Origin of the sequence: Nonomuraea sp. 3-1Str (assembly GCF_031570565.1) — a bacterium.
Taxonomy (GTDB): domain Bacteria; phylum Actinomycetota; class Actinomycetes; order Streptosporangiales; family Streptosporangiaceae; genus Nonomuraea.
The window spans coordinates 185574-207688 of record NZ_JALHBK010000007.1 but is presented as its reverse complement, the minus strand read 5'-3'; the positions used below and the strand labels follow the sequence as shown (position 1 = coordinate 207688).

Below are 22115 nucleotides of genomic sequence, written 5' to 3'. Positions count from 1 at the left end.
CCGGTCATGGGCCCGCGGTCGATCGGCGGCCGCGGGGACCGTACCCGAAACTAGCGGCGAAAACGCGGGAACGCCCCGCGACCCGCGTAGCGAGCGGCGTCGTCCAGCAGCTCCTCGATGCGGAGCAGCTGGTTGTACTTGGCCACGCGGTCGGAGCGGGCCGGGGCGCCGGTCTTGATCTGGCCGCAGTTGACGGCCACGGCGAGGTCGGCGATCGTCGTGTCCTCGGTCTCGCCGGAGCGGTGGCTCATCATGCAGCGGTAGCCGTTGCGGTGGGCCAGGTCGACGGCGTCGAGCGTCTCCGACAGGGTGCCGATCTGGTTGACCTTGACCAGCAGCGCGTTGGCGGTGCCGCTCTGGATGCCGCGCTCCAGCCGCTCGGGGTTGGTCACGAACAGGTCGTCGCCGACGAGCTGGACCCGGTCGCCGAGGGCCTCGGTGATGGCCTTCCAGCCCTCCCAGTCCTCCTCGTCCAGCGGGTCCTCGATGGAGACCAGCGGGTAGTTGTCGACGAGGTCGGTGTAGAAGGCGATCAGCTCCTGGGCCGACAGGCCCTTGCCGTCGATCGTGTAGACGCCGTCCTTGTGGAACTCGGAGGCGGCCACGTCCAGCGCCAGCGCGACGTCCTCGCCCGGCGTGTAGCCGGCCCGCTCGATGGCGACCAGGATGAGGTCGAGGGCGTCACGGTTGGACGGCAGGTTGGGGGCGAAGCCGCCCTCGTCGCCGAGGCCCGTGGCGTAGCCCTTCTCCTTCAGCACCTTCTTGAGCGTGTGGTAGACCTCGGTGCCCATGCGAACCGCCTCGCGGAACGTCTCGGCCCCGATCGGCGCGATCATGAACTCCTGGATGTCGACGTTGGTGTCGGCGTGGGCGCCGCCGTTGAGGATGTTCATCATCGGCACGGGCAGCACGTGGGCGTTGGGGCCGCCGAGGTAGCGGAACAGCGGCAGCTCGGCGCTGTCGGCGGCGGCCTTGGCCACGGCCAGGGAGACGCCCAGGATGGCGTTGGCGCCCAGCTTGGACTTGTTCGGCGTCGCGTCCAGGTCGATCATGATCTGGTCGATGATGCGCTGATCCTCGGCCTCGACGCCGTGGATCTCGTCGAAGATCTCGTCGGTGACGGCGAGCACGGCCTTCTCCACACCCTTGCCGCCGTAACGCTCGTCGCCGTCGCGCAGCTCCACGGCCTCGAACTGACCGGTGGACGCGCCGCTCGGCACGGCCGCCCGGCCGCTGCTGCCGTCGTCGAGGACGACCTCGACCTCCACCGTGGGGTTGCCGCGGGAGTCCAGGATCTCGCGGGCGTAAACGACCTCGATGGTAGCCACGGGATGCGCTCCTAAGTCGAAAGGCGATATGCCTTCAGAGCCTATCGGTACCCTTGCCTCCCGGCCCGCAGGGTCCACGCGCGCATCGTGCCGCCGACGGCCGCGACCAGGCCCGGACTCCCGTCGAGAGGGCCGGTGGCGAGGGCCGTGACGGCGCCGGAGGGCAGGAGCGTGGCGACCCGCTCACAGGTGCGGGCGTCCCAGACGCGCAGCCCTCCACCCGCTGCGATGGCTCCGGCGAGCAGGGCGCGCCCTCCGGCCTCGGTGAGCGCCAGCGTGGCCGTGCCCGGAGCCTCCTCCGCGGGGACCCGGCACACCTCCCGGCCCGTCACGTCGTACACCGTGGCGCCGCCTCTCCCCTCGACGCTCGCCGCGACGAGCCCGCCCCGGCTGACGACGTGGGAGACCGGGCCGCCCACCTGGACCTTGACGGGGTTCGCCCGGCCCCACAGGTCGCCGATCTGGAAGTGGGTCGCGGCCGTGCCGAACACCACCCGTGAACCGTTGCCCGGCCAGGCGACGCCGGTGATCGCGGCTTCGCCGGCGAGGAACAGGCCGGACTTGCGCCCGCTCAGCAGGTCCCACGCCCTCACCATGCCGCCGGCGCAGCCGACCGCCACGGCGGGGCCCTCCGCGCGGCCCACGACGGCCATCACGGCCGCGGTCGCGGCGGCCTGGGGGCGGCGGCTGGTACAGGCGGTGAAGGCGCGCACCGCGCCGCCCGCCCCGGCCGCCGCGCCGGAGGCCTCCTCCGCGACAGGGACCGCGGTGGGTCCGGCGGGCGTGAGCGTCGGGGTCCAGCGTGAGACGCGGCCGTCCTGGGCCGCCCACACCACCGTGGGGGCGCCGCCCACCTCGGCGAAGGCCAGCGAGGTCACGCCCCGAGCCGTCTCCGGCGCGGTGGCCAGCCCTCTGCCCGTGGCGGCGTCCCACACCTGGACGGGCTCCCCTTCCCGCGCGGCGGCCACGACGGCCCGGCCGCCCATCTCGCCGACCGCGAGCGCGGCGGCCTCCCGCCCGCCCAGCGCGACACCCGACGCCGGGCCGTACGCCTCGGCGACGCCGGGCCCGTCCGGCTCGCCGCCACCGGCGGTGGAGGCGGCGGGCCCCGGGCCGCTCCCGAGCGCGCTCCCGTTCCAGGTCAGCCCCAGTGTCACGCCGCCGAGCACGAGCACGGCCAGCCCTCCCACGGCCAGCGCCCGGCCGCGCCGGCTCACCACCAACCCCTGACCCCGCCGCGGGTCCCCGGCACGGAGCTCCCCGACACGCGGCTTCCCGGCCCGCGGCTTCCCGGACGGGGGGTTCCCGGACGGGGGGTTCCCGTCGTCCCGTGATGTCCCGCGCGGCCCGTGACGCCGACCGGCGGCGCCCTCGAACGGGGTGCCCTCCAGCAGCGTCCGTTCCAGTACCGGCTCACCCTCCGCCTGGGCACCCTCCATCAGGCCGCCCTCCATCAGCGCGGACAGCGCGTCGGCGGCGGAGGGACGGGCGGCGGGCCGCTTGTCCAGGCAGGCGGCCAACAGCGAGCGGAGCGGCTCGTCCACCCCGGACAGGTCGGGCTGCTCGGTGAGGATCCGGTGCATCACCGCGGGGATCGACTCCCCCGCGAACAGGGACCGCCCCGTGGCCGCGTACGCCATCGTGGCGGCCCAGGCGAACAGGTCCGAGGCGGGCGTGGCCGGGTCACCGGCGATCTGCTCGGGCGCCATGTAGCCCGGCGTCCCGACGACCGTGCTCGCCGAGGTGGCCGCCTCCACGCCCTTCGCGATGCCGAAGTCGATGACACGGGGCCCGTCGGGGCCGCACAGGACGTTGGCCGGCTTGAAGTCGCGATGGACGATCCCGGCCCGGTGGATGGCGCCCAGGGCGGCCACGGTGCCGACGGCCAGCCGGTCGAGCGCCCCGCCTGTCCGAGGGCCCTCCTCCGCCACCAGCTCCCGCAGTGACGGGCCGGGGACGTACTCGCTCACGATGTACGGCCGGCCGGCGGCCAGCCCGGAGTCGATCACCCTGGCGGTGCAGAAGGCGGCGACGCGGCCGGCGATGACGCATTCCTGGAGGAACCGGCGCGTGGCCCGGTCGTTCCCCATGAGCCGGGCGTGCAGGACCTTGACCGCGACCAGGCGGCCACCGGCGTCCTCCCCCAGGTACACGGACCCCTGACCGCCGTCGCCCAGGCCGCCCAGCAGGCGGTAGCCGCCGATCTCCCGTGGCTCGTCGGCGTGCAGCACGCGTGGCTCAGGCACCCCGCATCACCCCCGTAACCCCGCGATCCTGACATTTCACCGTGGTCCGGCGCCACCGGATCGCGTGATCCCACGGGAACGGAGGGATGGGTCAGGACGGGGAGGACTCCCAGGCGCGTACCCGGTCGCGGTAGGAGCGGGCCGCCGCGCGCAGCTCCGCCTCGGCGTCCACGCCCGCGTCCTGCGCACGGCGTACCAGGTCGAACAGCTCCCGGCCGAGACCCTGGCCGACCGCGGCGGCCAGGGCGTCGGGGGCGCCCCCGCGCCCGGCGCGCCGCAGGAGCTGGGCCGCCAGCGACAGCGACGGCTGGCCCAGCGGGACCCCGTCCAGCACGGACGGCTCCTCGTCCCTGGCGGCCCGCTCGGCGGCCTTGATGGCCTCCCAGTTGTCGTTGACCTCGTCGGCGCTGTCGGCCCGAACCGAGCCGAACACGTGCGGATGCCGCCGCACGAGCTTCTCGACGATGCCCGCGGCCACGTCGTCCACGTCGAAGCCCTCGGCCACCCGCGCGTGGAACACCACCTGGAGCAGCAGGTCGCCCAGCTCCTCGCGCAGCGCCGCGTGGTCGCCCTGCTCGATGGTCTCCAGCACCTCGTACGCCTCTTCGAGCAGGTACGGCACCAGCGACTCGTGGGTCTGCTTGCGGTCCCACGGGCACTCGGTCCGCAGCCGGTCCATCACCGCGACCAGGTCGAGCACCCGGGCGCCCGGCAGGTCGTACGAGCCGGGCACGACCTCGATCAGCGGCGGGTCCTCCAGCGCGATCGCGGCGTGGCCGAGCGCGCGCATGAAGTCCTCGTCGTCCTCGGCCAGCCACACCACGGTCCCCTCGGCGGCCTCACGGGCCAGCCGGTGGGCGTCGGGCGCGACGACCGTCACCTCGATCCCGGCCTCGGCCAGGTACGGGAGCTGCGGGTGCGCCGGCGACCCGGCGAACACCCGGCCGGACCGCAGCGCCTGCCACGCCTGGTGGCTGAGCAGCCCCGGCGCGACCCGGGGCGAGGTGGTGACGACGACCAGGGGCACGGGTCAGCCCTGCTGCGCGCTGTTCTGCGGCACTGCCTTGCCGAACCGGCCGCCGTCGACGAACAGGGCGGGGTTCTCCTGCGACCGCTGCGCGTTCAGCACCCCGTAGCGGGGGCTGTAGGTGATCGGGATGGTCGCGGCCTCCTTCTGGATCCGCTCGCTGCCGCGCTGCTGGGCCGCCTGGTCGGTGCCGCCGCCGTACTGGGAGAGCAGCTTCTGCAGGCCCACCGAGATGCGCATGAACCGGCGGCCCATGCTGGGCGCCATGCCCTGGGAGACCATGTACTGCTCGAAGCTGCCGCCCTGCTGGGTGGCGCCCGTGATGGCCCGGTCGACCTCGCCCTCGGTGACGTTGACCTTGCCCTTCTGCACGAGCTGCTCGGCCTGCTCGATGTTGGCGAGCTGGTAGAGCACCACCTCGGTGGTGGAGCCGGGGATGCCGAGCGACTGCGCGCTGAGGCCGGTCTTGGCCAGCGCGGCGTCGTACTCCTTGACGTTGCGCTTGAGATCGCCCGCCGAGATGCGCTCGTTCCCGACGACGGCCGCGGCGCCGGCCTCCATGGGCGCGGAGCAGGCGGTCAGCGCGACGAGGCTCGCCCCTGCCGCTGCGGCGGCCACAGCCATTCGAATCGACTTCACTTACGTCCCTTTCCGACAAAAACCCGGCGCTAGCTTACCCTCATGGGCTCCAGGAACATCGCCTCGACGAGATCACCGCACCACTTGAGCAGGTCCAGGTCGCGCAGCGGCTGCCCGCCCAGCGGCTTGGTCTTGGGCACGGGCACGAGCAGCGTCTCGGCCGCCTGCTTGTAGATGGCCTTCTTGTAGAGGCGGTCGAGCCGCACCTGCTGCGACTCGCGCAGCCGGGCCGGGCCGAACTTGATGTTCTGTCCCTGCAGGGTGACGTCGGTGAGCCCCGCCTGGCGCGCCCTGATGCGGAAGCGGGCGACCTCCAGCAGGTTGTCCACCTCGACGGGCGGCCTGCCGTAGCGGTCGGTCAGCTCCTCCCGCACCTCGTGGATGTGGATCTCCGTGGTGATCGCGGCGATCCGCTTGTACGCCTCCAGCCGCAGCCGCTCGGAGGTGACGTAGTCGTGCGGGATGTGCGCGTTGATGGGCAGCTCGACCTTGACGTCGTGGTGCTCCTCCTGCGCCTCCACACCGGACAGCTTGGCCTTCTGCTCCTCCACGGCCTCGGCCATGAGCCGGACGTACAGGTCGAAGCCGACGCCCGCGATGAACCCGGACTGCTCGGCGCCCAGCACGTTGCCGGCGCCGCGGATCTCCAGGTCCTTCATCGCGACGTACATGCCGGCGCCCATCTCGGTGTGCTGCGCGATGGTCGCCAGGCGCTCGTGGGCGGTCTCGGTGAGCGGCTTCTCCGGCGGGTACAGGAAGTACGCGTAACCCCGCTCCCTGCCCCGCCCGACGCGGCCGCGGATCTGGTGGAGCTGGGACAGGCCGTAGTTGTCGGCCCGGTCCACGATCAGCGTGTTGGCGTTGGGCACGTCCAGCCCGGACTCCACGATCGTGGTGGAGACGAGCAGGTCGTACTCCCGCTCCCAGAAGCCCACCATGATCTTTTCGAGCTGGTGCTCGTTCATCTGGCCGTGGGCCACCGCGATCCGCGCCTCGGGCACCATCTCCCGCAGCCGCGCGGCGACCTTGTTGATGGAGGCCACGCGGTTGTGCACGAAGAAGATCTGGCCGTCGCGCATCAGCTCGCGCCGGATCGCCGCCGTGATCTGCTTCTCGTCGTACGGCCCGACGAAGGTCAGGATCGGGTGCCGCTCCTCCGGCGGGGTGAGGATGGTGGACATCTCACGGATGCCGGTCAGGCCCATCTCCAGCGTGCGCGGGATCGGCGTGGCGGACATGGCCAGCACGTCGACCTGGGTGCGCAGATGCTTCATGGCCTCCTTGTGCTCGACGCCGAACCGCTGCTCCTCGTCGATGATGATCAGCCCGAGGTCCTTGAACCGCACCTCCGGGCTGAGCAGCCGGTGGGTGCCGATGACCACGTCCACGGCGCCCCCGCGGAGCCCTTCCAGGGTGCCCTTGACCTCGGCGTCGGTCTGGAAGCGGGAGACCGGCTTGATGGTGATCGGGAAGCTGGAGAAGCGCTCGGTGAACGTCGACAGGTGCTGCTGGACCAGCAGCGTGGTGGGCACGAGCACGGCCACCTGCTTGCCGTCCTGCACGGCCTTGAAGGCGGCGCGCACGGCGATCTCGGTCTTGCCGTAGCCGACGTCGCCGCAGATCAGCCGGTCCATCGGGACGCCGCGCTCCATGTCGCGCTTGACCTCGTCGATGGCTTCGAGCTGGTCACCGGTCTCGGCGTAGGGGAAGGCGTCCTCCATCTCGCGCTGCCACGGCGTGTCGGCGCCGAAGGCGTGGCCGGGTGAGGCCATGCGCGCGGAGTAGAGGCGGATCAGCTCGCCGGCGATCTCCTTGACGGCCTTCTTGGCCCGGGACTTGGCCTTGGCCCAGTCGGCGCCGCCCATCCGGTTGAGAGTGGGCGCCTCGCCGCCGACGTAGCGGGTGACCTCGTCGAGCTGGTCGGTGGGCACGTACAGGCGGTCGCCCTTGGCGTACTCGATGACGAGGTACTCGCGGGTGGCGCCCTGGACGGTGCGCTGGACCATCTCGACGTAGCGGCCCACGCCGTGCTGCTCGTGGACGACATGGTCGCCGACCTTGAGCTGGAGCGGGTCCACCATGTTGCGGCGGCGGGACGGCAGGCGCCGCATGTCCTTGGTGGACGCCTTCTGACCGACCAGGTCGAGGTGGGTGAGCACGGCCAGGCCGGGCGTGACGAAGCCGTGCTCGATGAGGCCGGTGCTGACGTGCACGACCTTGGGCTCCGGCGGCTGGTCGAGGTGGGTGTGGAGCCTGGCCGGCACGTCGACGCCCTTGAGCACCTCGACCATGCGCTCGGCCGGGCCGTGCCCCTCGCTGAGCAGCACGACGGCCTTGTCCTCGGCGAGCCAGCCCTTGACGTCGGCCAGCGCCCTCGCGGTGTCGCCCCGGTACGCCTCGGAGTCGTGGGCGTCCAGCTCGACCCCGTCGCCGAACGGCGCCATCGACCACCACGGCTGGCCCAGCACGTCGGCGTGCAGGCGGACCTCGTCGAGCGTGCGGAAGGCCGCCGCGCCGAGGTCGATCGGCGCCTCGCCGCCGGCCGCCGCGGTGATCCAGGACGCCTCCAGGAACTCCTGGGAGGTGTGCACCAGCTCCTCGGCCCGCCCCCTGATGCGCTCGGGGTCGCAGACGAACACCGCGGACCGGGCGGGCAGGTGGTCGAGCAGCAGGTCCATCTCGCCCGCCAGGACCGGCGCGAACGCCTCCATGCCCTCGACCGGCATGCCCTCGGCGAGCTGGTCGAGCACCTCGGCCAGCGCGGGGTACTGCGCGGCCAGCTCCCGGGCCCGCGCCCGCACCTCGGGGGTCAGCAGCAGCTCGCGGCAGGGCGGCGCGAACAGGCCGCCCTCGGCCGCTTCCAAGGAGCGCTGGTCGGCCACCTTGAACCAGCGGATCTCCTCGACCGTGTCGCCCCAGAACTCCAGGCGCAGCGGATGCTCCTCGGTCGGCGGGAAGACGTCGAGCAGGCCGCCGCGCACCGCGACCTCGCCGCGGCGCTCCACCATGTCGACGCGGTGGTAGCCGTTGTCGACCAGCCGCGCCACCACGTCCTCGAGGTCGGCGTCGTCGCCCGCCCGCAGCCGGACGGGCGCCAGGTCGCCGAGCCCCTTCATGAGCGGCTGGAGCAGGGCGCGTACGGGCGCCACGACCACGCTGAGCGGGCCGGCCGCCGGGTCGCCCTTGATCGGGTGCGCCAGCCTCCTGAGCACCGCGAGCCGCTGGCCCACGGTGTCGCTGCGCGGCGAGAGCCGCTCGTGCGGCAGCGTCTCCCAGCCGGGGAAGACCGCGACGGCCGAGGGGTCGACGAGGCTGGTCAGCGCGGCGGCCAGGTCCTCGGCCTCACGGCCGGTCGCGGTGACGGCGAGCACCGCGCGCTGGTCGTGCCCGGACAGCGCGGCCACGGCGAACGGGCGCAGCGCGGCGGGAGCGACCAGCGCGACGTCGCCGCCCTCATCCAGGGCGGCGGTCAGCTTAGGGTCGGCGGCAACAAGGTCAAGCAGCCCGGAAAGACTCATCAGATACGCCCACAGCCCCACGACGGCAACACGACTACCCCCGGCCGGGTCGGGTCGCGGGGGTCTCAGCCATCAAGAGTACTTGGCGGCGGGCCGTCGGTGACCGCGTACCCGGGCACGGACGGCCAGCGAACGGTCAGCACCACGGACTCCTCCTCGGCGCGCCACGAGTGGTCCACCCCGCGGCCCCACACCACGTAGTCGCCCCTGCGCTCCAGCAGGACGCTGCGGCCGGGCAGCTCCACCCGGAACCTGCCGCTGATCAGGACGAGCAGCGCCGTGCGCCGCTCGCCGGTCACCCACGAGGCCCGCTCCTCGCCGGCCGGGTGGACGCCCCACTTGATCTCGACGTCCTCGCTGTGCCGCGGGTCGCCGTACGGCTTGAAGTGGCCGAGCAGCCAGCCGTGGTCCGCCGCCCCGTCGACGCCCGCGTTCCCCACGTACACCTCGTCCCCCATGGAGCGGCACGCTAGCAGCGCCTCCGGGCGGCACGGCGGGGCGAGGTGGGGGAACGCCGGGCCCGCCACCACGCGTCATATGATGACTACTGTGAGTAGCATGTCTGATCTGCGGCCGGTCGCCCCGCGCCGCGACGTCTTCGACCACCGCCTGCGCGAGCTGTGGGCCGAGCAGCTCGGCCGCCGCCTCGACGTGTTGGTGGCGGGCTGCCTGCGCGACGAGGCGACGGTCCCCGACTGGATCGAGGCGCGTCTCACCGGGGTCGACGAGGACCTGCCGGTGATCAGAAGCGCGGCCGCGGAGCGCGCCGACCTGTCCACGTGCGTGCTGGGCGACCTGCGCTCGGCGCCGATCCGCCCGAGGTCGTTCGACGTCATCCGGGTCTCGTTCCTGCTGGAGCGCATCCACCACGCCGAGCTGGTCCTCGACCGGCTGCTCCAGGCCCTGCGGCCGGGCGGGCTGATCCTGCTGCGCATGCGCGACCGCCGCTCCGCCTACGGCCTGTGCGACCGCCTCACCCCGGGGTGGCTGCGCCGTCCGCTGTGGCGCCACCTGGTGACCGACGGCACGCCGGGCCCGCTGCCGGCCGTGTACGAGCCGCTGACCTCGCGCGACGGCATCCACGCCTTCTGCCTCAGCCGGGGGCTCATGATCACCGACGACGAGACGGCGACGAGCGCGCCCGCGATGAACGCCCCCGGACGCGGTGCGGTGGCGCTGGCCGACCGGCTGACGCGGGGTCGCTGCCCTTCGGCGCACGACGAGATCACCATGGTCATCAAGAAGCCGCAGAACCACTTCGCCCGGCTCATCTAGCGACGCACGCGGACACCCGCTAAACTCCTTTCCTACCAATTCAATCGGAATAGTTGGGATGGCGGAGACGTGGAGTGGACCCCCGGGGCGCGGGAGCTGGCCGACCTGGAGCTGCTGCTGTCGGGGGCGTTCGAGCCGCTGACGGGCTTTCTCGGCCACGACGACCTGCACGCCGTCCACGAGCGCGGCACCCTGGCCGACGGGACTCCCTGGCCGGTGCCCGTCACGCTGCACCTGCCCGACGAGGTCGCCCCGGGTGACGAGGTCACGCTGCTCGACCCGGAGGGCGCGCCACTCGCCGTGCTGACCGTGACCGAGCGCGGTCACGACGGCCTGGCCGCCGGTCCGCTCCGCGGTCTCGGCGCCGCCGAGCACGGCCCGTTCGCCCGGCTGCGGCGCACTCCCGCGGAGGTGCGCGAGCTGCTCGGCGGCCGTCCGTCGCTGGTCGTCACCATGCGCGGGCCGCTCGACGACCTCGCCGAGGTGACCGCCACCGCCAAGGAGCTCGACGCGGTGATCGTGCTCCTCCCTCTCGCGTACGGCGAGCCCGGCCCCGCCGTGGTCCGGGCCGCGCTGAAGGCCAAGGACCGGCTCCCCGAGGACACGCTCGTCGTGCCGGTGCCGCTCGCGCCGCGCGAGGAGCCCGAGCTCGACCTGGAGCTGCGCGAGCACGTCGCCACCGCCTACGGCGCGACCGAGCACCTGGCCGGCCCCGAGCCGGTGAGCATTCCCGGGCCGCCGCACCGGCGCGGTCTCGTGGTCTTCTTCACCGGCCTGTCCGGCTCCGGAAAGTCCACGATCGCGCGCGGCCTGCGCGACGCGCTGCTGGAGCTCGGCAGCCGCACCGTCACCCACCTCGACGGCGACGTGGTGCGCTCGCTGCTGTCCAAGGGCCTGACGTTCTCCAAGGCCGACCGCGACCTCAACATCCGGCGCATCGGCTTCGTCGCCGCCGAGGCCGCCCGCCACGGCGGCCTCGCCATCTGCGCCCCCATCGCCCCCTATGCGGCCACCCGCGAGGAGGTGCGGGAGATGGTCGAGTCCGTGGGCGCCGACTTCCTGCTCGTCCACGTCGCCACCCCGCTGGAGGAGTGCGAGCGGCGCGACCGCAAGGGCCTGTACGCCAAGGCCCGGGCCGGGATCATCCCCGAGTTCACCGGCGTCTCCGACCCGTACGAGGAGCCGGACGACGCCGACCTCACCATCGACACCACGCACATCTCGATCGAGGCGGCCGTCTCCCAGGTGCTGGGAGCGCTGCGGAGCGGAGGATGGGTCCGTTGATCGACCTTCCCCTGATCGCGGGGTCCTTTCTCGTCGCCGTCGTCGTCGGCCTGACCGGCATGGGCGGCGGCGCCCTCATGACCCCGATGATGATGCTCTTCTTCAACGTGCCGCCGCTCGCCGCGGTCTCCAGCGACCTGGTGGCCTCGGCGGTGATGAAGCCGGTCGGCAGCGTCGTCCACCTGCGCCGCGGCACGGTCAACCTGCGCCTGGTCGGCTGGCTGTGCGCCGGGTCGGTGCCGGCGGCGTTCGCCGGGGTGTTCGTGGCGCGGGCGTTCGCGGTCGGCGACGGGGTGAAGTACGCCCTCGGTGTCGCGCTGCTGCTCGCGGTCGCGGGCCTGGCCGCCAAGACGCTGATGGGCGGCCGGGGCGGCGCGGCCGAGGCGAATGAGATCGTCGTACGCCCGATCCCGACCCTACTGGTCGGTACGGTAGGTGGCCTGATCGTCGGCGTGTCGTCGGTCGGATCCGGGTCGCTCATCATCGTGGCGCTCATCGCGCTCTACCCCATGCTCAAGGCCAACCAGCTCGTCGGCACCGACCTGGTGCAGGCCGTGCCGCTGGTCACCTCGGCCGCGGTCGGCCATCTGCTCTTCGGCGACTTCCAGCTCCACCTCACGGTCTCGCTGCTCATCGGCTCGATCCCCGGCGTCTACCTCGGCGCCCGGATCTCCTCCCGGGCGCCCGGCGGCCTCATCAGGGCCCTGCTCGCGATCGTGCTGCTCGCCTCCGCGCTCAAGCTGCTGAACGTCGGCAACGTGGCCACCCTCTGGGCACTGGCCGCCGCCGTCGCCGTCACGGTCGGCGGCCGGGTGTGGCAGGTCAGGGCAGCGGCACGGGCGTCGAGCGGAAGTGCGGATCTCGCGCGAGCTCGCTGAAGGCCCGGGCGGCCGCCGGCTCGGCGTCGAAGCGGGTGTCCCCGCGCGGCGCCCGCGGCGAGTCGAAGTACACCAGCGCCTTGATCTGCGGGTAGTGCCACACCTGGGCGCGTACGGACTCGAAGAAGGCCCGCTGGAACGCCCGGTCCTCACCCCGCAGGAACGCCCCCCACTCGGCCACCATCACCGGCTTGCCCGGGAAGCGCAGCTGCGTCCACCGGTAGAAGCCCGGCCAGCGGGAGTACTCCGGCCGGGTCTTGTTGACCAGGCCGTCGAAGTCGCGCACCCGGTCGTCGGCGTACGGGTCCATCGCCACCCAGTCGACCACGTCGTCGCCCGGGTACAGCTCCTCGAACCAGGGCTTCGCCGCCCAGTTCGGCGCCCCCATGTACGTCATGACCGTCACCGCGTTGCGCACCCCCTTCTCGCGCAGCCGCAGCACCACGTGGCGGTACATGGCCGCGTAGTCGGCCGCCTCCATCCCCGACCCCGGCCCGGGGCGCACGTCGTCCTCCGGCTCGTGGTGGATGGTCAGGAAGAACCGCTCGGGGAACGCCCGCCGGATGTGCGCCGCCAGCCGGTCGATCCGGCCGTCGATGGCGCCGTCGGCGATCTCCGCCCAGGTGCGGTCCACCGACGGCTTCCAGTTGACCAGCAGCAGCCGGGGGCCGGCCGGGTCACGGGCCATCCGGATCTCCCGCTCCGTGGGGAACAGGTCCTTGCCCCGGTGGTAGACGTGCACCACGTCGGCCCTGGCGCCCATGCGGGTCTCCGCGCCGCGCAGGGCCTTGTCCACGGGCGCGCCGGTGAAGATCTCCGGCGCCACGCCCCACCAGGCGCCGCAGGACGGGATGAGCTTGTCGGTCACCGCGCAGGCCGGGGTCGCCCCGGCCCGGGGCGAGGCCGGACCGGCCGATGCGCCGCCCGCGTCCGTGCCGCCCGTGCTTGTGCCGGCGGTCATGACCGGGTCCCCGGCCGTGCGCGCGCCCGAGCCCGTCCCCGTACCCGAGCAGGCGGCCAGGATCACCGCAAGCAGCACCACCACGCCGGCACGGGTTCCAGCGCCGCCCCCCTTACCCCTCCCGGTGTCCGTTCTTCGCCATTCATACGAGAAAACCCGCGAAATACATGAAATACGCGAAATGCCAGCTGGCAGCACGACCGTACGCCCCCTCTCCCCGGAAGACCCCCGACACATCAAAGCTGAACCATGCCATGTGATTCTCATGAACGTCAGCCGGTGCGGGCGTTCCCGCTGGTGATCCCAGGTATCAGCCCGTCAGTTAGATGTCATATATCGCTTTATAGAGGGGCGAATCGCCCGCTGTAACGCAGGAAATCTTGCGCATTCGGCTTGGGGGGGAATTCGTCCCGCCTATAGTGGACACACCCCTCCGGCCGTGACGCACCGTCGCCGCGCCACCACGCACCGCACTCACTCCAGGGAGCCTCATGAGCCTGCCGCCGGATCTCCCGGCCCGCCGGTCCGGCACCGATCTGGGGGAGCACCTGTCGCTGCTGCGCAGACGCCGGCTGATCTTCGCGGGGTTCGTGCTGGCGGGCGGCACGGCGGGGCTGGGGCTGATGCGGCTGACCCCTCCCGCCTACAACGCGACCACGCAGGTGCTCGTCGCCGCCGTCGGCCTCCAGGAGCAGGGCAACCAGGTGACCAACCGGCAGCGCGAGCCGCTCAACCTCGACACCGAGGCCCAGGTCGCCGGCTCCGCCGTCGTCGCCGCCCGGGCCGCCGGGCTGCTGAAGGCCCCCGCGCTGGAGCCGGTCGAGGTGGCCGTCCCGCCCAACTCCGCCGTGCTGTCGCTGTCCGTCACCGCGGGCACCCCGGCCGCCGCGGCGGCCCAGTCGCGCGCCTACGCCGAGGCGTACCTCGCCAACCGCGCCGCCACCGCACAGGCCGCGCTGGCGCTCCAGCAGAAGGCCATGCTGGCCAAGCTCAAGCAGGTCAACTCCTCGCTCGCCGTCGTCACCAGGCAGTTGGCGACGCTCCGCAAGGGCACCGCCGAGCACACCCTGGCGAGCCACCGGCAGAGCGTGCTCAACCGGCAGGCGTACACCCTGACGCTCAAGTACGACGGGCTGAAGACGACGACCGTGACGCCCGGCTCGGTGATCAGCGAAGCCGTGCCGCCCACCGACCCGGCGTGGCCGAGCCTGCCGCTGTTCCTGGGGACGGGCCTCATGCTCGGGCTTCTGCTGGGGGCGGGCGCCGCGACGGCCCGCGACCGCCTCGACACGCGCTTGCGCACACCGGCCGACGTCGAGCGCCTGACGGGCCTCCCGGTGGTCGCCGCGCTGCCCCCCGCGGGCCGTACGAGCCCGGACGGCACCCGCCGCGCGGGCACGGACTCCGCGGGGGCGGAGGGCAGGGGTTCCGAGGACACCGCCCGCCCTGGCGCGAACTGGAGCACGGGCTTGCAGAGCAGCCGCCGCGCCGGCCCGGACCGGGACACCGGGAGCAGCCGCCGCACGGGCACCGACCGGGGCATGTGGACGGACGGCGACGGCCGCACCGGACCGGACCAGGACACGGAGATCAGCCGCCGTACCGGCACGGGGCGGAGCAGGGGCGTGGGAGGCGGCCGCCGTGCCGGCACGGACCGGGGCATGTGGGCGGACGGCGACGGCGGCGCCGGAACGGGCCCGGCCTTCGAAAACTCACGTCGGGCGAGCGCGGGTCACGGCGCCGCCGGAGAAGGCACCCACCGGAGGAATGCGGACCATGGAGGCGCGGACCGCAGGGGCGCGGACCGCGGAGGGGCGGAAGGGGCGCGCGGGCAGCGGGCCGGAGGCGGAGCCGGGAGGCACGGCGAGGACGGGGACGGCACGGAGCTCGCCGACGCGCTGCACGAGCTGGCCTCCGCCGCCGTCGCCGCGTGCCCCGGCAAGCGGCTCCTGGTACGCGCCGTCCCCGCCGGACTCTCCACGACGACCGTGACGTCCTCCCTGTCGGCGAGCACGCTGTTGTCGGTCCTCGACGGGTCCGACACGGGCGACCTGGCCCGGGCCGACGCCGCGCTGCTGCTGGTCGGGCTCGGCCGGACCACCTCGGCACAGGTGCTGGACGCCGCGCGCCACCTGGGCAGGCACCAGGTGCCGGTCATCGGCGTGGTGACGACGCCCGGCGAGGCCGCGTCCCCGGCGCCCGCTCCGGCCGACTCGCGGACGGCACTCGGCAAGCTGGTCGCGGGCTCCAGGAGTGACTCAGCGTCGGCCCTCACCGACGGCGGCCCTCCGACCGACCCGGACGCGACGGTCCTCCGCCGCCCGGAACCGCCCGGCTCCACCCCATCCGGCCTCCGCCGCCCGGAACCGCCCGGCTCCACCCCATCCGGCCTCCGACGGCTGGGAGCGACCGACCCGAGCGCCGCGAGCATCCGGCAGCGAGGGACGACCGACCCGAGCGTGGGGGGCATCCGGCAGCGCGGAACGACCGACCGGAGCGTCACACCCCTGCGCCGGCCGGGAACGACCGGCCCTGACCCGTCCGGTCGCCGGGGACCGGGAGGAGCACCCGACCCAGGAGCGGCAAGCTTCCGGCAACCCGGGGCAACCGATCCCGACATGCCCCACCTCGGCCCGACGCCCCTGCCACGGCCGTGGACGACCGACCCCGGTACGACCCCCTTCGGGGGCCCGGAAGCCGTCGACCCGGTCGCGGCGGCGGACTGGCGGGCGAACGCGCCCGAGCACATGACCCAGCACGTGACCCAGCACGGGATCCAGCACGGGACCGAGCAGGGGATCCAGCCGGGCGTGGTGGCCGACGCCGGGCCCCCGTGGGAGCGGCCCCGTCCGCCCGGCCTGTCCTCGTGAGAGGGCCCGCGTGGCCCGTCGGCGCGTTGCTGCTCGGCTATCCCGTGTGGTGGGCGCTGGGGTTCGGCGGGCTCTCGGTGGTCGTGCTGGCCGTGCCGATGGCCGTCATCCTGTGGCGGCGCAGGCCGATCCGGGTGCCGCGCGGGTTCGGGCTGTGGCTGCTGCTGCTCGCCGGCTACGGGCTCAGCGCCCTCATGCTGTCCGAGTCGCCCCCCGGCACCTACGGCGAGCTGGGCGCGGGCCGGGTCGTCGGGTACGTGATGCGGCTGGCCCTCTACCTCGCCCTGCTGGTCATGGTGCTCTACCTGGGCAATCTCACCGAGCGGGAGCTGCCCCAGCTCAGGCTGGTGCGGATGCTCGGCGTGCTGTTCGTCGTGACCGTGGCGGGCGGGCTGCTGGGCGTGCTCGCGCCCGGGTTCGCGTTCACCTCGCCGGTGGAGCTGCTGCTGCCCGACTGGATCGGCGGCAACGCGTTCGTCCAGAACCTCGTCCACCCCACCGCCGCCCAGACCCAGAAGGTGCTCGGTTACGCCTCGCCGCGCCCGGAGGCGCCGTTCGAGTGGGCCAACGCCTGGGGCAGCAACGTGTCGGTGCTGCTGATCTGGTTCGTGGTCGGCTGGTGGGTGAACGGCGGACGGGCCCGCAGGGTGGCGGCCGTGGCGCTGGTGGCGCTGGCCGCCGTCCCCATCGTCTACTCGCTCAACCGGGGCCTGTGGATCGGGCTCGGCGTGACCGCCCTGTACGTGATCCTGCGCGTGGGCGGCCGGGCCCGGCCGGCGCTGTGCGGGGCCGCGGTGGCCGGGGCGCTGGTGTTCGCGCTGAGCCCGCTGTCGGGGCTGGTGAGCCAGCGGCTGGACAACCCCCACTCCAACGACATCCGGGCCTTCACGGTGACGGCGACGATCAGGGCCGCCGCCCACTCCCCCGTCATCGGCTACGGCAACACCCGCAACGCCCTGGGCAACCACCGCACGATCACGACCGGCAGAACCGCCTGGTGCACGGACTGCGGCCATCCGCCGTTAGGCAGCGACGGGCAGCTCTGGCTGCTCGTCATCACGCAGGGATTCACCGGGGCGGCCCTGTACGTGGCGTTCTTCGTCGGCGCGATCCGCCGCCACTGGACCGACCGCAGCCCCGTCGGCCTGGCCGGGGTGCTGGTCATGGCCCTGGTCCTGCTCTACATGCTCGTCTACGACGGCCTGGTCACCCCCCTCATCCTCTATCTCATCTCCTTCGCCCTGCTGTGGAGGAACACCTCGTGAACGACGCCAAGATGCGCCTGGGCTACCTCGACGAGACGGTCCGGCTGCTCTACCCCGGCTCCGGCTCCCCCCGGGCCCACAGCCTGCTGCCCCATCCGCTGCTGCCCCGCCGCCTGGCGCCCCGCCGCTGGTGGCACGTCGGCCGGCGACTCGTGGTGCCCGTCGAGGGGTCGATCTCGGCCCATCTGGGCGAGGTCTTCGGCGTGCCCGTCGAGACGGTGCTGCACGTGCGGCCCGCCCGGCGGGCCAACCGCAAGCCGGTCCTGGAGGCCCGCTCCGGCGGGGAGCTCCTCGCGTACGTGAAGGTGGGCGACACCGAGCGGACCGCCGCGCTCGTCGCCAACGAGGCGGCGGCGCTGCGGAAGCTGGCCGCCGTGCCGCTCAAGTCCGTCGTCGCGCCCACCGTGCTGCACCACGGTCGCTGGCGCTGCCTGGAGCTGCTCGCCGTCTCCCCGCTGCCCGTGCGCCGGGGCCCGGCACTCCGTCCCGGCCGGGGGCGGGTGCCCGGGGAGCTGCTCCGGGACGCCGTCCAGGAGATCGCCGCCACCGGCGCCGCGGAGGGTGCCGCCTGGCACGGCGACCTGTCGCCGTGGAACATCGCGCCCTCCGCCGACGGGCGGCTCCTGGTGTGGGACTGGGAGCGGTACGAGGTGGGCGTGCCGTACGGGTTCGACGCGGTCCACCACTTCTTCCAGCGGGCCCTGCGCCGCATGGACCCGGCGACGGCGGCGCGTGCCTGCCTGGCGCAGGCCGTACGGCTGCTGGCTCCGTACGGCCTGTCCGGCGCGCAGGCACGGCGGACGGCGCTGCTGTACCTCATCAAGCTGGCCGATCGGCACGCCGCCGACGGCCACAGCCCGCTCGGCCCGCCGGACGTGTGGCTCAGCCCGCTCGTCGACCACCAGGAGCTGCTGCCGTGAAGACCGGGAAGCAGGCCGTACTGGCCGTGTCGCGCACCGCCGGCCGGCTGACGGCCGGGGCGCGGCTGCTGCCGTCGTTCCTCGTCGTGGGGGCGCAGCGGTGCGGCACCACGTCCCTGTACCGGGCGCTGGCGCAGCACCCGCTGCTGCTCAAGCCGGTGCTGCACAAGGGCGTCCACTACTTCGACGTCGGCTACGATCGCGGCCTGGCCTGGTACCGGGCGCACTTCCCGCTGCGGGCCGGCGCGGCCGTACTGGCCGGCAGGTACGGCGGCCGGCCCAGGGCGTTCGAGTCGTCGCCGTACTACCTGTTCCATCCGCTGGCCGGCGAGCGCATCGCCGCCGACCTGCCCGGCGTGAAGCTGGTCGTCCTGGTGCGCGACCCGGTCGAACGGGCCTGCTCGGCGCACGCGCACGAGCTGGCGCGGGGGTTCGAGACGGAGTCGCACTTCGAGTACGCGGTGGAGCTGGAGGCCGGGCGGCTGGCCGGGGCGGAGGAGAGCCTGCGCGCGCGGCCGTACTCCGTCCACCACTCGCACCGCCACCACGCCTACCTGGCCCGGGGCCGCTACGCCGAGCAGCTCGACAGGCTGGAGCCGCTGCTCGGGCGCGAGCGGATCCTGGTGCTGGACAGCCACGAGTTCTTCGCCGAGCCGGAGCGCACCTACGAGCGGGTGCTGGAGTTCCTGGACGTGCCGCATCTGGGCTATCCGGTCTTCGAGCGGCACAACGGCCGGTCCAGGCCCAAGTCCCTGCCCGAGTCGGTGCGGCGGCGGCTGCTCGACCACTTCGAGGTGTACGACACGCGGCTCGTGCGCTGGCTGGGCGGTGACCCGTCGTGGCGTCGCTGACACCGCAGGCCCTCGGGCGTCCGAGGCTCGGCGGGGCGTCGCCGATGGGGCGGGTGGCGCGGGCGGGCGCCGCGGGCCTGGCCGGGGCCGCCGCGGGCGCGCTGGCCCAGTTCCTGCTCGTCGTGATCGTCACCAGGGCGTTCACGGCCGAGCAGGCCGGGGCGTTCTTCACGGCCACGGCGCTGGCCCTCATGGCGGCCGGGATGGCCAAGCTGGACGCGGGCAACGGGCTGGTGTTCTTCATCGCCCGGGCCGCGACCTACGACTACCGCGGCATATCCGGATATATCCGGGCGGCGTTGGTGCCGTGCGCGGTGGTGTCCGCTCTCGCCGCCGCCGTCCTGCTCCCCCGGCTGGGGCTTCTCGCGCTGGCGCTCCCGGTCATCGTCGCGGGTGACGTGCTGCTGGCCGCCACCCGCGGGTTCGGCGCGATGCGGCCCACCGTGCTCCTCGACGGCCTCATGCTGCCGGTCGCCCAGCTCACGCTGGTGGCCGCCGCCGCCCTCGCCGCGGCTCCCGGCTGGCTGCCGCTCGCGTGGGCGCTGCCGTACGCCCCCGTGCTGGTCCTGTCCGCGTTCGGGGTGCGCGGTCGGGCGCCGCGCACCCCGTACCTGCCGGGCACGGCCCGCGACCTGTGGCGGCACACGGCGCCGCGGGCGGTGGCCGGGGCGGTGCAGGCGGTGTTCCAGCGGCTCGACATCGTGGTCGTCGCCCTGCTCGGCGGTCCCGCCCAGGCCGCCGTCTACACCGCCGCCACCCGGTTCAAGGTCGTCGGCCAGCTCGCCGGCCAGGGCATGGCGCAGGCCGTACAGGCCCGGCTGGTGCGAGCGATGGCCGAGGGCGAGCTGGCACGCGCCCGGGAGCTGTACCAGGCGACCACGGCGTGGCTGGTGCTGGTGACGTGGCCGGTCTGGCTGGGGTACGCGGCGCTCGCGCCGTGGGCGCTCGGCCTGTTCGGCCCCGCGTACTCCTCGGCGGTGCCGGTCGCGCTCGTGCTGGCCGCCACGATGATGGTGGCGACGGCCTGCGGCATGGTGGACGTGGTGCTGACCGCCGCCGGGCACACCACGGCCAGCCTGGTCAACCTGGTCGCCGCCACGGCCGTGACGATCGCCCTCGACGTGGCGCTGATCCCCGGTCACGGGGCGCTCGGGGCGGCGCTCGGCTGGTCGGGCGGCACGCTGGTGAAGAACCTCCTGCCGCTGTGGCGACTCCACCGCCGCTACGGCCTGCATCCCTTCGGCCGCCACACCCTGACCGCCCTGCGGGTACGCTCCTGGGCCCCCGCGTGACGGCCGGGCCGCCGCTCCTCGTCACCGGCCTGCCGAGGAGTGGCACGAGCTGGACGGGCAAGATGCTCACGGCCGGTCGCGGGGCGGTCTACGTCAACGAGCCGCTCAACCCCCAGCACCCGCCCGGCCACTCCCCCGGCGTCCTGCGGGCCACGGTCACGCACCGGTTCCAGTACATCTGCGACGACAACGCCCACGACTGGCTGCCCGCCCTCCGCGACACGGTCGCCCTGCGCTACCGCTTCGGCGCCGAGCTGCGCGCCAACCGCTCGCCGTACGACCTGGCCCGGATGCTCAAGTACGGCACGGCGTTCACGCTGGGCCGCCTGGCGGGGCGGCGGGCGCTGCTCGACGACCCGTTCGCGGTGCTGTCGGCGGCCTGGTTCGCCGCGCGGCTCGGCTGCACGGTGGTGGCGCTCGAACGCGACCCGGTCTCCTTCGTGGCGAGCTGGCAGCGGCTCGGCTGGACGGTCTCCTTCCACGAGCTCCTCGGCCAGCCGCTCCTCGTCCGCGACCATCCCGAGCTGCTGGAGCTGGGCCCGCTCGCCGGCTCGCCGGACCGGGTCGCCCGGGCCGCCGCGCTGTGGCGGGCGACGCATCGGATCCTCGCCCGCACGCCGGGCATCCTGGTCGTCACGTACGAGTCGCTGGCCGCCGATCCCGTGGCGGGCTTCCGGCGCCTGTACGGGCACGCGGGCCTGACCTGGTCGCCGGCCGTGGAGCGCCGGGTGGCGCGGGCCTGCACCGGGGGCGGCGGCCCGGAGCGGGGGTTCGCCTGGTCGGGGCTGTCGCGGACGGCGTACCGCAGGATGGACTCCCGTCAGGCGCTGTCCGGGGCCGCCCAGGGGCTGACGCCGGAGGACGTGACCCGCGTCCGCGCCCTCACCGCCGCCTGACGACCCCGCCCGCCAGGCGTGCCGGGTCGTCAGGCGGCCGGGCGGCCGGCGAGGACGCCGCCGGCGAAGGCACTGCCGACGAAGGCACTGCCGACGAAGGCGCTGCCGGCGAGGAGGCGGGCGTGCGGCGGGCGAGGAGGCTCCCCGCTAGGAGGCGGGCGGCGAAGGGCAGGTCGTCGACCAGGTAGCGGCGCGCCAGCCGGCCCGGCTCCGTCAGCAGGCGGAACGTCCACTCCAGCCCGGCGGTCCGCATCCAGCCCGGCGCCCGCGGCACCGCGCCCGCCGCGAACGCGATGGCCGCCCCGCACCCGACGAACCACGCGTCCGGCAGCCGCTCGCGCAGCAGCGAGACGAGCCGGTCCTGGCGCGGGAAGCCGAGCCCCACGAACACGATCCGGGGCCGCGCCGCCACCACCCTGCGCAGCACGCGGGCCCGCCCGGCGGCGGTGCGGTCGAAGGCGTACGGCGGGGACTCCACCCCGCAGACCCGCAGCCGGGGAAGGCGGCGCACGAGGGCGCGCGCCGCCGACACGGCGACGCCCGGCGGCCCTCCGAGCAGGTACACCGGCCACCCGTGCTCGGCGGCCGGCCCGCTCAGCGACCAGATCAGGTCGGCCCCGGTGACCCGCTCGGGCAGCGGGGTGCCCAGCAGCCGGGCCGCCCACACCAGGGGCATCCCGTCGGCCACGACCAGGTCGGCGCTGTTGACGAGGTCCCTCAGCGCGGGGTCGGCGGCGGCGGAGCGGCAGATGTCGACGTTGGGCGTGACGATGCGCCCGCCCCGCCCCGCCGCCAGCCCGGCCACCACCCGGGCGACGACCTGCGACTCGCTGAGGGCGTCCACCGTGACCCCTCCGACGGCCAC

The 22115-nt window shown here is 74.0% G+C and carries 17 protein-coding genes; 9 read left to right on the top strand and 8 right to left on the bottom strand.

The genetic code is table 11. The features are described 5' to 3' along the window. Nucleotides 1-50 precede the first annotated feature (50 nt). From eno to MTP10_RS14490, 6 genes are all read right to left on the bottom strand, one after another. Nucleotides 51-1328, bottom strand: a complete 1278-nt coding sequence (gene eno, locus MTP10_RS14515) for a phosphopyruvate hydratase (RefSeq protein ID WP_310709678.1) — start codon at nt 1326-1328, stop codon at nt 51-53. A 41-nt stretch (nt 1329-1369) separates the two neighbouring features. Further along, nucleotides 1370-3574, bottom strand: coding sequence for a WD40 repeat domain-containing serine/threonine-protein kinase (locus tag MTP10_RS14510; protein WP_310709677.1), 2205 nt, complete (start codon nt 3572-3574; stop codon nt 1370-1372). A gap of 91 nt (nt 3575-3665) precedes the next feature. Beyond that, complete coding sequence (locus MTP10_RS14505; RefSeq protein WP_310709676.1) at nt 3666-4601, bottom strand: MazG family protein; 936 nt, start codon at nt 4599-4601, stop codon at nt 3666-3668. Nucleotides 4602-4604: 3 nt separating this feature from the next. Then, nucleotides 4605-5240 carry a SurA N-terminal domain-containing protein gene (locus MTP10_RS14500; RefSeq protein ID WP_310709675.1) on the bottom strand — a complete coding sequence of 212 codons (636 nt, stop codon included), beginning with the start codon at nt 5238-5240 and terminating at the stop codon, nt 4605-4607. Between the two features lie 29 nt (nt 5241-5269). Further along, a complete protein-coding gene (gene mfd / locus MTP10_RS14495) occupies nt 5270-8758 on the bottom strand; it encodes a transcription-repair coupling factor (RefSeq protein ID WP_310709674.1) in 3489 nt (1162 codons plus the stop codon). Between the two features lie 65 nt (nt 8759-8823). Further along, the gene (locus MTP10_RS14490; protein WP_310709673.1) at nt 8824-9216 is read right to left on the bottom strand and encodes a signal peptidase I; all 393 of its coding nucleotides are present in this window, start codon (nt 9214-9216) and stop codon (nt 8824-8826) included. Between the two features lie 100 nt (nt 9217-9316). Between MTP10_RS14490 and MTP10_RS14485 the strand changes: the two genes are divergently transcribed. The 3 genes from MTP10_RS14485 (at nt 9317) to MTP10_RS14475 (ending at nt 12195) form a co-directional block, all read left to right on the top strand. Next, complete coding sequence (locus MTP10_RS14485) at nt 9317-10033, top strand: class I SAM-dependent methyltransferase (protein ID WP_310709672.1); 717 nt, start codon at nt 9317-9319, stop codon at nt 10031-10033. Between the two features lie 69 nt (nt 10034-10102). Continuing rightward, nucleotides 10103-11317 (top strand): adenylyl-sulfate kinase, encoded by a 1215-nt coding sequence (cysC, locus tag MTP10_RS14480; RefSeq protein ID WP_310709671.1) that lies wholly within the window; start codon nt 10103-10105, stop codon nt 11315-11317. Next, complete coding sequence (locus MTP10_RS14475; protein ID WP_310709670.1) at nt 11314-12195, top strand: sulfite exporter TauE/SafE family protein; 882 nt, start codon at nt 11314-11316, stop codon at nt 12193-12195. Before cysC ends, MTP10_RS14475 begins: the two co-directional genes overlap by 4 nt. Here the strand turns inward: MTP10_RS14475 and MTP10_RS14470 are convergent. Next, a complete protein-coding gene (locus MTP10_RS14470) occupies nt 12140-13240 on the bottom strand; it encodes a hypothetical protein (RefSeq protein ID WP_310709669.1) in 1101 nt (366 codons plus the stop codon). The genes MTP10_RS14475 and MTP10_RS14470 overlap by 56 nt on opposite strands. A gap of 407 nt (nt 13241-13647) precedes the next feature. Between MTP10_RS14470 and MTP10_RS14465 the strand changes: the two genes are divergently transcribed. Genes MTP10_RS14465 through MTP10_RS14440 form a run of 6 tightly spaced genes read left to right on the top strand, consistent with a single transcriptional unit; the run spans nt 13648 to nt 21250 of the window. Further along, nucleotides 13648-16026, top strand: coding sequence for a Wzz/FepE/Etk N-terminal domain-containing protein (locus tag MTP10_RS14465; protein WP_310709668.1), 2379 nt, complete (start codon nt 13648-13650; stop codon nt 16024-16026). Further along, nucleotides 16023-17291, top strand: a complete 1269-nt coding sequence (locus tag MTP10_RS14460) for a hypothetical protein (RefSeq protein ID WP_310709667.1) — start codon at nt 16023-16025, stop codon at nt 17289-17291. The genes MTP10_RS14465 and MTP10_RS14460 overlap by 4 nt, the downstream gene beginning before the upstream one ends. Then, entirely contained in the window at nt 17288-18211 is a 924-nt protein-coding gene (locus tag MTP10_RS14455; RefSeq protein WP_310709666.1) for a hypothetical protein, read from the top strand. Before MTP10_RS14460 ends, MTP10_RS14455 begins: the two co-directional genes overlap by 4 nt. Continuing rightward, nucleotides 18208-19062: a sulfotransferase gene (locus MTP10_RS14450; protein WP_310709665.1), complete on the top strand. Its 855-nt coding sequence runs from the start codon at nt 18208-18210 to the stop codon at nt 19060-19062. Before MTP10_RS14455 ends, MTP10_RS14450 begins: the two co-directional genes overlap by 4 nt. Beyond that, entirely contained in the window at nt 19050-20354 is a 1305-nt protein-coding gene (locus tag MTP10_RS14445; protein WP_310709664.1) for a lipopolysaccharide biosynthesis protein, read from the top strand. Before MTP10_RS14450 ends, MTP10_RS14445 begins: the two co-directional genes overlap by 13 nt. Continuing rightward, nucleotides 20351-21250, top strand: coding sequence for a sulfotransferase (locus MTP10_RS14440; RefSeq protein WP_310709663.1), 900 nt, complete (start codon nt 20351-20353; stop codon nt 21248-21250). The genes MTP10_RS14445 and MTP10_RS14440 overlap by 4 nt, the downstream gene beginning before the upstream one ends. Here MTP10_RS14440 and MTP10_RS14435 read toward each other — a convergent pair. Beyond that, nucleotides 21237-22094: a WecB/TagA/CpsF family glycosyltransferase gene (locus MTP10_RS14435; RefSeq protein ID WP_310709662.1), complete on the bottom strand. Its 858-nt coding sequence runs from the start codon at nt 22092-22094 to the stop codon at nt 21237-21239. The genes MTP10_RS14440 and MTP10_RS14435 overlap by 14 nt on opposite strands. Nucleotides 22095-22115: the final 21 nt, after the last annotated feature.